9 protein-coding genes are annotated in these 10936 nt (G+C 63.2%); 5 read left to right on the forward strand and 4 right to left on the reverse strand.

Features of this window, described 5'->3' with window-relative positions; all coding sequences use genetic code 11:
- Positions 1-114 precede the first annotated feature (114 nt).
- A complete protein-coding gene (locus A9K65_RS27015) occupies positions 115-939 on the forward strand; it encodes a L,D-transpeptidase (protein WP_013532670.1) in 825 nt (274 codons plus the stop codon).
- Positions 940-971: 32 nt separating this feature from the next.
- Here A9K65_RS27015 and A9K65_RS27020 read toward each other — a convergent pair whose 3' ends face one another.
- Positions 972-2519, reverse strand: coding sequence for a helicase HerA-like C-terminal domain-containing protein (locus A9K65_RS27020; protein WP_013532671.1), 1548 nt, complete (start codon positions 2517-2519; stop codon positions 972-974).
- Between the two features lie 348 nt (positions 2520-2867).
- On the opposite strand from A9K65_RS27020, the gene A9K65_RS27025 reads away from it, so the two are divergent.
- The 3 genes from A9K65_RS27025 to A9K65_RS27035 all read left to right on the forward strand — a co-directional run bounded on the left by A9K65_RS27025 (position 2868) and on the right by A9K65_RS27035 (position 6714).
- Complete coding sequence (locus tag A9K65_RS27025; protein WP_064993404.1) at positions 2868-4310, forward strand: methylmalonyl-CoA mutase subunit beta; 1443 nt, start codon at positions 2868-2870, stop codon at positions 4308-4310.
- A complete protein-coding gene (gene scpA / locus A9K65_RS27030) occupies positions 4307-6430 on the forward strand; it encodes a methylmalonyl-CoA mutase (protein WP_013532673.1) in 2124 nt (707 codons plus the stop codon). The genes A9K65_RS27025 and scpA overlap by 4 nt, the downstream gene beginning before the upstream one ends.
- 131 nt (positions 6431-6561) lie before the next feature.
- The gene (locus A9K65_RS27035) at positions 6562-6714 is read left to right on the forward strand and encodes a hypothetical protein (protein ID WP_244514279.1); all 153 of its coding nucleotides are present in this window, start codon (positions 6562-6564) and stop codon (positions 6712-6714) included.
- 32 nt (positions 6715-6746) lie between these two features.
- Here the strand turns inward: A9K65_RS27035 and greA are convergent, their stop codons facing one another.
- Positions 6747-7220: a transcription elongation factor GreA gene (greA, locus tag A9K65_RS27040; protein WP_013532674.1), complete on the reverse strand. Its 474-nt coding sequence runs from the start codon at positions 7218-7220 to the stop codon at positions 6747-6749.
- Between the two features lie 121 nt (positions 7221-7341).
- Between greA and A9K65_RS27045 the strand changes: the two genes are divergently transcribed.
- Positions 7342-8718, forward strand: coding sequence for a TIGR03808 family TAT-translocated repetitive protein (locus A9K65_RS27045; RefSeq protein ID WP_064993405.1), 1377 nt, complete (start codon positions 7342-7344; stop codon positions 8716-8718).
- Here A9K65_RS27045 and A9K65_RS27050 read toward each other — a convergent pair.
- Both A9K65_RS27050 and A9K65_RS27055 read right to left on the reverse strand, forming a co-directional pair.
- Positions 8711-9715 (reverse strand): asparaginase, encoded by a 1005-nt coding sequence (locus A9K65_RS27050; RefSeq protein WP_013532676.1) that lies wholly within the window; start codon positions 9713-9715, stop codon positions 8711-8713. The genes A9K65_RS27045 and A9K65_RS27050 overlap by 8 nt on opposite strands.
- 25 nt (positions 9716-9740) lie before the next feature.
- Positions 9741-10907, reverse strand: a complete 1167-nt coding sequence (locus tag A9K65_RS27055) for an acetyl-CoA acetyltransferase (RefSeq protein ID WP_013532677.1) — start codon at positions 10905-10907, stop codon at positions 9741-9743.
- Between the last annotated feature and the right edge of the window lie 29 nt (positions 10908-10936).

The following is a 10936-nucleotide window of genomic DNA, read 5'->3' on the forward strand; positions in this document are numbered from 1 at the left end:
GCCCACGTTCGGGCCAGAATCGGAACCGCCTATCGCCCCAGGTGTTGTCAGGCACCCGCGTAACTGTCGGCGAATTCACGCTTTGTTGCGATTTGAGACTTAAAGAAGGCAACCATGTCCATAACCGAAATCGAATCTTTTCGCCTGAGCCGTCGCGGCTTTCTCAATGCCGCAGCCCTGGGCGCCGCTTCGATCGCGGTTTCCGCATGCGCCACCACCGGGCCGGGTCCGGTCGAGCCGCCGCCACCAACCTATGTCGAGCCGCCTCTGGCGGACTATGTGACGATGTATGCAGCAGTCAGCGACGGCGGCTTCGATTTGCCGGCCATCCCAGTCGACAAGATCGATCCGCAATTCCTGCGTCAGATCGTTCCCGACCCGACGGGACAGAAACCGGGAACCATAGTCGTCGATACGACCGGCCACTTCCTTTATCTGGTTCGTCCAGGCGGTCAGGCGATACGCTACGGTGTCGGCCTTGGCCGCGCCGGCTTCGAATGGTCTGGCGACGCCGTCGTTCAGTGGAAGCAGAAATGGCCAAAGTGGACGCCGCCGGACGAAATGATAGCCCGCCAGCCGGAACTGAAACCCTACAGTGCCGACAATGGCGGCATGCCCGGCGGCCTGAAGAACCCGCTCGGTGCACGCGCGCTCTATCTGTTCCAGGGCAATGTCGACACGCTCTACCGTCTGCACGGCTCGCCGGAGTGGCGCTCGATCGGCAAGTCGGTGTCGTCAGGCTGCGTGCGTCTGATGAACCAGGACATTATCGACCTCTATGATCGCGTGCCCTCGAAGACGCCGGTCATCGTGACCAGCGACGCCAGCCAACCCATGGTGGCGACGGCCAACCGACAGGCGATCCCGATCGATGCCGGCGTGCCGGACGGTTCGGTGCTGCTTGGACCGGTCAAGGCGATCACGAATTCGATTTTCTGAGCTGACTAGGCAGCGGCGCCCGCTGCCTCCAGTCACCGCCCGCGCGACAAGCTCCCCAGAATGCCGCGCACGATTGCCCGACCGACCGAGGAGCCGACCGAGCGCACCACCGACTTGATCGCCGCCTCTGCGACCGTCTGGCGGTTGGACGGGCGCGGTGCAGATGTGCGCCTGCCACCGGATTGCGGCGCGGGATCGTCATTGCCGAAGCCCGGAATGGTCCAGCGCGAGCCGCCGCTGCCGGCCTGCTGGGCCTGCTCTTCGGCATCCTGCGCGTCCTTGGCCTTTTTCTGCAGCATTTCGAAAGCCGATTCGCGATCGACGGCCTGATCGTACTGGCCGGCGACCGGGCTTTCCTGGATCAGCTTTTGCCGCTCAGCGGCCGTTATGGGCCCAAGCCGCGAGGATGGCGGGCGGATCAGTGTCCGCTGCACCATGGACGGAACACCCTTGGCTTCCAACGTCGAGACCAGCGCCTCGCCAGTGGCAAGCTGTGTAATGGCGGTCATGCAGTCGAAATCGGGATTTGGCCGGAACGTTTCGGCCGCCGTCCGGACTGCCTGCTGCTCGCGCGGTGTATAGGCGCGCAGCGCGTGCTGGACGCGATTGCCGAGCTGGGCCAGGACTTTTTCAGGGATATCCAAAGGGTTCTGGGTGACGAAATAGACGCCGACGCCTTTCGAGCGGATCAGTCGGACGACCTGTTCGACGCGATCGATGAGCACCTTGGGTGCTTCGTCGAACAGAAGATGGGCCTCGTCGAAGAAGAACACCAGCTTCGGCTTGTCGGGGTCGCCGACTTCCGGCAGCACCTCGAATAGCTCCGACATCAGCCATAGCAGGAAGGTCGCGTAGAGCCGCGGATTCATCATCAGCTTGTCGGCGGCAAGCACGCTGATGGCGCCGCGTCCGTCGCGGGTGGTGCGCATGATATCGGCGATACGCAGTGCCGGTTCGCCGAAGAAGTTTGCGGCCCCCTGCTGTTCGAGGACCAGCAGCGTGCGCTGGATAGCCCCGACCGATGGCTTCGTCACGTTGCCATAGCGCGAGCCGATCTCGTCGGCGCGCTCGGCGATGTTGGCGAGCAGCGCCTGCAGATCCTTCATGTCGAGCAGCAGCAAGCCTTCCTCGTCCGCCAGGCGGAAGGCGATGTTCATGATGCCTTCCTGCGCCTCGGTCAGGTTCATCAGGCGCGACAGCAACAACGGCCCCATTTCCGAGACCGTGGCGCGGATCGGATGACCCTGCTCGCCGAACAAGTCCCAGAAGATAACGGGAAATTCCTGGAAGTCATACGGATCGAGCTTGACCTGTTCGGCCCGCTTGACGAGGAAATCCTGTGCCGTGCCCATCATCGCGATGCCCGACAGATCACCCTTGATGTCCGCGCAGAACACCGGCACGCCGGCGTTGGAAAATCCTTCGGCCAGGATCTGCAAGGTGACGGTCTTGCCGGTGCCGGTGGCGCCGGTCACCAGGCCGTGACGATTCCCATATCGCAGCAACAACTGCTCGGCACGCTGATAGCTGTCGTCGGGCTTTCGGCTGGCGCCGATGAAAATACTGGTCTCGTCAGCCATATGTCCGGTCTCCGCAAACTGATGTGTCTAAAGCCAGTGGCCTTGCCGCAGGTATAGTGAGGCCATTGCACAGCGACAATGCCATTCGTCCAAATCGGGGCCATTCGTCCAAATCCGGGCCATTCGTCCAAATCCGGGCCATTCGCCCAAATCGGCCCCATTCGTTCAGATCGGGTTTTTGGAGCTTGCGGATTTTGCCGCTGTTTGGCAATCGTCGTCCACGCGGACTGACCTATATCTGATGGATCGAATCCGGTCTCTGAAAGCGCATTGCATTGCGATATCGGACCGGGGACCGTAGACTGAACCGCTCCCGGCTGGTGCGGCCGCATGAAACGAGGAGGACGGATGGGCGCCGGAGCCTTGATCCAGGACGTGGAACCCGAGAACGCCGAGCGTCAGCGATGGCTCGCCTTGGCGGAAAAGGCATTGGCAGGCGCTTCCTTCGAGGAAAAGCTGGTCTCGCACAGCGATGACAACATCCGTATCGAACCGCTCTACGACCGCAGCACCGCGGCGGAACCGATCGTGCGTACAAACCCGAAATCGCCATGGATCGTCAGCCAGCGCATCGACGATCCGGACATCGACCGTGCCAGAAGCCAAGCGCTGGAGGATGTTGCACAGGGTGCCACGGGATTGTCGCTGGTCTTCGAAGGGGCACCCAACGCGTTCGGCTACGGCTTGCCGAGAACGGCGGAGGCGCTGGAGGCAGTGCTGGACGGCATACCGCTCAACCGCATCCAGGTTCGCATCGACGCCCATCCCTGGAGCCGCGCCGTGGCCGACTGGCTGGTCGCGTTCCTGAGCAAGCGGCGATCGGACCCGGCAAAGCTCAACCTCTCCTTCGGCATCGATCCAGCGGCGATCTTCGCGGGAACCGGTCGGCTGCGCATGTCGATCGAGGCGCTGCAGGCCTCTATGCCACAGTCGCTGGCGCACTTCTTCGCGATGGGCGTTCCGGGCGTGCTGCTGGAAGCTGACGGGCGCGTGTTCCACAATGCCGGCGCGACGGAAGCGCAGGAACTTGGCATCATGCTGGCTTCGGCTGTCTCCTATCTCAGAATGTTCGAGACGGCGCGGCAGCCGCTTGTCTATGCCGCACCCCATATCGGTTTTGCGCTCAGCGTCGACCAGGACCAGTTGCTGTCGACGGCCAAGATGCGAGCACTGCGCAGGCTATGGGCGCGGGTGCAGGAGGCTTGTTCGATTCCGACATCCACCGCCAATATCCATGCCGAGACGTCCTTTCGCATGATGACGGCGATGGATCCGGAGACCAACATCCTGCGCACCACCATTGCATGCTTTGCCGCGGCGTGCGGCGGCGCCGATTCGATCTCCATCCTGCCGCACACGATCGCGCATGGTCTGCCGGCGGGTTTTGCCCGTCGTGTTGCCCGCAACACGCAGCTGATCATGGCCAATGAAAGCCATATCGATCATGTCACCGATCCCGCCTATGGTTCCGGCGCCGTCGAGGCGTTGACCGCGGAGTTGTGCGAGCTGGCCTGGGCGGAATTGCAGACGATCGAAGCCGAGGGCGGTGTCCTGTCCAGCCTTCAGGACGGACGCATCCAGAAGCGCGTCCACGCAGCTGCGGAGCAGCGCAATGCAGCCTACCGCACAGGCCAACGGGCCATCATCGGCACCACGCTCTATCCATCGAAAGACGAACGTCGGGTCGAGACGCTGGCGGCGGAACGGCGGCCGGCCTTCACCGAAGGCGTTGCCGTCTGCGAGGCGCTGTTTCCAGTCCGCATCGACCAATCGATCGGAGCCGGCTCTTGATCCCGGACTTCGGCCAGATCGGCTGGGTCCCGCCACGCCGCGCTCCCGTCGAGGTCAAAGGCCAGCGGACCACGCCGGAAGGGCTCGTCGCCAAGCATCTGTACAATCAAAGCGACCTCAAGGGGTTGCCGCATCTCGACACCTATCCCGGCCTGCCGCCCTTCGTGCGCGGCCCCTACCCGACCATGTATGTCCAGCAGCCCTGGACCATCCGGCAATATGCCGGCTTCTCGACGGCCGAAGAATCCAACGCATTTTACCGACGCAACCTTGCCGCTGGTCAAAAGGGCCTGTCGGTCGCCTTCGATCTCGCCACGCATCGCGGCTATGACAGCGATCATCCGCGCGTTGCCGGCGATGTCGGCATGGCTGGCGTCGCCATCGATTCCATTCTCGACATGCGGCAGCTCTTCGACGGCATTCCGCTCGGCGAGATGACGGTATCGATGACGATGAACGGCGCGGTGCTGCCGATCATGGCGCTCTACATTGTCGCGGCGGAAGAACAGGGCGTTGCGCAGAAAGATCTCGCCGGCACCATTCAGAACGACATTCTGAAAGAGTTCATGGTCCGCAACACCTACATCTATCCGCCGAAACCCTCGATGCGGATCGTGTCGGACATCTTCTCGTACACATCGAAGAACATGCCGAAGTTCAATTCGATATCGATCTCCGGCTATCACATGCAGGAGGCCGGCGCGACGGCCGACCTTGAACTCGCCTATACGATCGCCGATGGCATCGAGTATGCCCGCGCCGGCGTCGCGGCGGGCCTCGACATTGACCGCTTTGCGCCGCGCCTGTCCTTCTTCTGGGCCATCGGCATGAATTTCTTCATGGAAGTCGCCAAGCTGCGGGCCGCGCGCCTGTTGTGGGCGACCCTGATGCAGAAGAATTTTTCGCCCAAGGACGAGCGCTCGTTGTCGCTGCGCACCCATTGCCAGACTTCTGGCTGGTCGCTGACGGCGCAGGATCCCTACAACAACATTGTCCGCACCATGATCGAGGCAATGGCTGCAACGCAGGGCCACACCCAATCGCTGCACACCAATTCCTTCGACGAGGCGATGGCGCTGCCGACCGACCATTCGGCGCGGATCGCCCGCAACACCCAGCTCATCCTGCAAAAGGAATCCGGCACCACGCGCATCATCGACCCGTGGGGCGGTTCGGCCTATCTTGAACGGCTGACGCATGATCTGGCGGCGCGCGCGCTTGCTCATATCGAGGAGGTCGAGGCGCTCGGCGGCATGGCGGCGGCGACCGAACAGGGCATTCCCAAGCTGCGCATCGAGGAAGCTGCCGCGCGCACGCAGGCGCGGATCGATTCCGGCGAGCAGATGCTGGTCGGCGTCAACGCCCATCGGCCCGAGACCGACATCGAGGTCGACGTGCTGAAGATCGACAATGCCGAGGTCAGGGCCCGGCAATTGTCGAAGCTGCAACGGCTGAAGGGCACGCGCGATGTCGCCGCCGTCGAAAGCGCACTCGATGCGCTGACCCGTGCCGCGCAAGGCAATGAAAACCTGCTGGAATTCGCCATCCGAGCCGCGCGCGCCAATGCAACGGTCGGCGAGATTTCATTCGCGTTGGAAAGGGCGTTTGGGCGCCACGTCGCTACGGTGCAGACCATTTCCGGCATCTATCGCAAGGCGCTTGGCGATCATCCCGTGGTCGACGGGCTGCAGGACAAGCTTGACGCCTTCGAGAAGAAGACCGGCGGCAAGCCGCGCATTCTCGTCGCCAAGATGGGCCAGGACGGCCACGACCGTGGCCAGAAGGTCATCGCTACGGCCTTCGCCGATCTCGGCTTCGACGTCACCGTCGGCGCGATGTTCCAGACACCGGATGAGATCGCCAGGCTGGCGGTCGCACAGGACGTCCACATCGTCGGCGCCTCGTCGCTGGCGGCGGGACATCTGACGCTGATCCCGGAACTGCGCGACGCGCTTAAAAAGCTCGGCCGCGGCGACATGCTGATCGTCGCCGGCGGCGTCATCCCACCGCAGGACTATGACGCGGTGCGGCAAGCCGGCGCTGCGGAAATCTTCCCGCCGGGCACAGTCATTCCAGAGGCAGCGGATCGCCTGCTGGACCGCCTGCTGGCCACGGACTAGGACTGCTGCATCTCTGAAAAGGTTGTGCTAGACTGACACTGCAACCAAGGTGCGGTAACCGTGAAGACGACCATCCACAAGCTCGACGACGGATCAGATGCCCTGATCTTGCCACGGGAATGCTGGACAGCTTGAATCTGCAATCGGGCGATCAGCTCCAGATCATCGAAACTGATCACGGCATCATTTTAAGACCGGTGGCCGACAGGTTCGAACGGCAGATGAAGGCCGCGCGCGAGGTCATGGACAAATATCGGGTCGGGCTTCAGAAACTCGCCAAATGACGCGCCAATCAGTGCGGCGGATTTGAGACGTCCTAGCTCTCGGAGAGCTTGACGATTTCCCATTCCTTGCCGTTGACGCTGGCCAAGTCGCCGATCTTCTTGCCGAACAGGGCGACAGCCATTGGCGAAACATGCGAAATGCTGCCCTTGGTGGGATCAGCCTCGTCCTCGCCGACGATCTTCCAATGCACCTTCTTGCCGTCATCGCTCTCGATCGTGACGCCCATGCCGAAGCGCACAACGTCACTGCCCGGCTCCGGCACCGAGAGTTCGGCGCTTTCGCGCCGGGCGGTCCAGTAACGCAGATCGCGCGACACGACCGCTATGCGCTCGCGGTCGGCTTTGCGTTCGGCCTTCGCCAGTATGTCGCGCAGATCGGCCAGATTTTCCTCGATCTGCGCCAGGCCGCGTTCCGTCACCAGATTGCGATGCTGGCTGACCGGCCGCTCACCGACACCGGCGATGGCATTTTCGCTGTCTTCCTCGCGGGTGAAAGCTCTGCTCATTTCCTGAACTTAGGCCCGCAGAGGCTGCTCGACAAGCCATTGTCGTTTCCGTCCAGAGGAGAGGCAAACCGTCTGGCACGATTCCTGCGACGCCAAGGTTGAACGCTGGGATTCTGTGCCGATGTTGAACAGACGAACGCTGCTGACTGGAACCGCCGGCTTTGCCGTCATGGGCCTTGCGCTCGGCAAGGCGGTAGCCGCAAGCTTGAGCGGCATCGAGAAAGCCTCGATGCGCGGCTCGATCAATGCCACCGAACTCGGCGTGCAGCCCGGCACATCAGACGATCAGAGCAAGGCCTTCGCCAAACTGCTGCGTGACGCAAACAGCCGCGACATGCCGGTGTTCCTGCCGCCCGGCACCTATGTCGTCTCCAATCTTTCGCTGCCCGGCCGCGTACGTCTTTCCGGCGTGCCGGGCGCGACGCGCATCGTTTACGGCGGTGACGGCCACCTGTTCATGGCCGAACAGGCCGACCATATCGAACTGAGCGGGCTGGTCTTCGATGGTTCGAACCGCGCGATGGGCGATTACACGCAAGGGCTGCTCGATCTGCGCCGTGTCGCGCACCTCGCCATCGACAATTGCGAGATCACCGGCAGCGGCAAGAACGGGCTGGCGCTGGAACACGCGATCGGCCGGATCGAGCGCTGTGAGATATCGGGCGCCGCCGATGCCGGCATCTATTCGGTCGAAGCCGGCGGGCTGGCCATCACGGGCAACACCGTTTCCGACTGCGCCAATGGCGGCATCCTCGTACACCGCTGGCAGGTGGCCGAAGACGGCACCATGGTCACCGGCAACCGCGTCCAAGGGATCCAGGCACGCAGCGGCGGAACCGGGCAGAACGGCAACGGCATCAATGCCTTTCGCGCCGGCAATGTCGTCATCTCGGGCAACATCGTCTCGGACTGCGTCTTCTCGGCCATCCGCGCCAACAGCGCCAGCAACCTGCAGATATCGGGCAACACCTGCTCGCGCTCTGGCGAAACGGCGATCTATTCCGAGTTCTCGTTCGAAGGCGCCATCATCAGCAACAACATCGTCGACGGCGCCGCCAACGGCATCTCGATCGTCAATTTCAACGAAGGCGGCCGCATGGGCGTCTGTTCCGGCAACATCGTGCGCAATCTGTCGACCAGCGGCCCCTACCCCGCCGACTCGCCGGGATTTGGCGTCGGCATCGGCGTTGAGGCCGACACCACCGTTTCCAACAATGTCATCGAGAACGCGCCACTCTATGGCATGCAGATCGGCTGGGGCCCGTACCTGCGCAATGTCGTCGCCACCGGCAACATCATCCGCAAGGCAGGAACCGGGATCGTCGTATCCGTGGTCGAGGGCGCCGGTACGGCCGTCATTTCAGACAATGTCATCGACGGCGCGCTGAACGGTGCGGTTGTCGGCCAGCGCTGGGCGGAGCCCGCGACAGGCGATCTCGCCTCGTCAAACGATAGCGGTTACGCGCATCTGACCGTCGAGCGCAATCACGTCACTTGAGAGTTGCCGTCGGCCTCAGCGCTCCGACTTTGGCACCGTTGCGATTTTCGATGGGCGTGTTTGCCAATTCGAGCAGCTTCGCCGCCAAGGCCTCGTCGGCACGCAACAGTTTGGCAAGGACCGCGGCAACCATGGCTTCGCCGGCGCGGCCGGCGCCATCATCGCATTTGAGTGCGATGCCGAGGCCAAGTTCCGGAATTGCGGCACAATGGACGCCTTCGGCGCCGCCCTTCGTGAAAATCCGCCCTGGTGCGGCCTCCATCAACGCGACGTCTTCGCGGCCGCTGCCGGAAACGAAGAAGGGCTCGGCCATGCAGGCGGAAAGCAGCCGCTTTGCAGCCTTGGCTCGCTCTGGGCCAAAACCTGATGTCGTGGCCATGCGGGCAAAGCCGAGCGCGAAGCTCCTGAGCGGCACCGCGTAGGTCGGGATCGAACAGCCGTCGATGGCACGCTGGTCCTCACCATGGACAGCGCCCGTCACCGACTGCATGGCGTCGCGCACCATGTCCTGCAGGCCGTGTCCCGGCTTGACATAGCCGCGATGCGCAATGCCGGCGTGGACGCAGGTGCAGAGGAAGCCGGAATGTTTGCCGGAACAATTGTTGTGCAAGGCGTTCGGCGAGCCGCCGGCGCGGGCGAGCGCAATCTCGGCGTCATGATTGGATGGCCAATGCGTGCCGCATTCGAGCGCCGATCCGTCCAGCCCAGCCTTGGCCAGCATGGATCGCGCAAGGTCGACATGTGCCGGCTCGCCCGAGTGGGAGGCGCAGGCGAGCGCCAGTTCGCGGTTGCCGAAACCATAGGCATCCGCCGCCCCGCTTTCGACCAACGGCAAGGCCTGGATCGCCTTGACCGCCGAGCGCGGAAACACCGGCTTGGCCGTATCGCCGATCTCCCACACGGGCTTGCCGTCGCCATCGAAGACCGCGACTGAGCCGCGATGCGCGCTCTCGACGATCGCGCCGCGCAAGACTTCGATCAGAACCGGATTTGTCATGTCACCTCCCGCAAATGCGGGCGGTTTATCTGATCCGGTCGAGAATGGAAACGTAGTTGGCGACCGCCGCACCGCCCATATTGAAGATGCCGCCCAGTTTTGCGCCCGGCACCTGGATGCCGCTGGCCTCACCGACAAGCTGCATGGCGGTCAAGACATGCATGGACACGCCAGTGGCGCCGATCGGATGGCCCTTGGCCTTCAGCCCGCCGGACGGATTGACCGGCAGGCGACCATCCTTGGCCGTTGTGCCGTCCAACGCCAGCTTCGCCCCCTCTCCCGGCTTGGCAAGGCCCATCGCCTCGTACTCGATCAGTTCGGCAATGGTGAAGCAGTCATGCGTTTCGACGAAGGACAGATCGTCGAGCGTCACGCCGGCCGATTTCAGCGCCCGGTTCCAGGCCTGCTCGCAGCCTTCGAAGGTCAGAATGTCGCGCTTCGACATCGGCAGGAAATCCTGCACATGTTCGTTGGCGCGGAAGGCAACGGCACGGCGCATCTTCAGTGCCGTGGCGGTGTCGGCAAGGATAAGGGCGGCGGCGCCGTCGGAGACCAGCGAGCAGTCGGTGCGCTTCAGAGGACCGGCAACGAAGGGGTTCTTCTCGCTCTCCTGGCGGCAGAACTCATAGCCGAAATCCTTGCGCATCTGCGCATAGGGATTGTCGACGCCGTTCTTGTGGTTCTTGGCGGCAATCATGGCCAGCGCATCCGACTGATCGCCATAACGCTGGAAATAGGCCTGCGCGATCTTGCCGAAGACGCCGGCGAAACCCGCGGGTGTCTCGCCGTCCTCGGGCAGATAGGACGCCTTGAGCAGGTTTTTGCCGATCTCCGGCCCCGGGGTCGTCGTCATCTGCTCCGCGCCGACCACCAGCACGATGCGAGCGGCATTCGCGTCGATGGCGCGGATGCCCTGGCGGACCGCCGCCGATCCGGTGGCGCAAGCGTTCTCGACACGCGTCGCCGGCTTGAAGCGCAGCCGGTCGTCGGCCTGAAGCACCAGACTGGCGGTGAAATCCTGCGCCGAAAAACCGGCGTTGAAGTGGCCGAGCACGATCTCGTCGACCTCGTCGGGACCGATGCCGGCATGGTCGAGCGCGTCCGTTGCCACCTTGACGATGAGGTTTTCGAGCGTTTCGCCCTCAAGCTTGCCGAAGCGCGAATGCGTCCATCCGACGATGCATGCGGTCATGGCGGTCTCCATCCTTGGCGCCGGCCTGG

This window comes from Mesorhizobium sp. WSM1497, assembly GCF_001672455.2.
Taxonomy (GTDB): Bacteria; Pseudomonadota; Alphaproteobacteria; order Rhizobiales; family Rhizobiaceae; genus Mesorhizobium; species Mesorhizobium ciceri.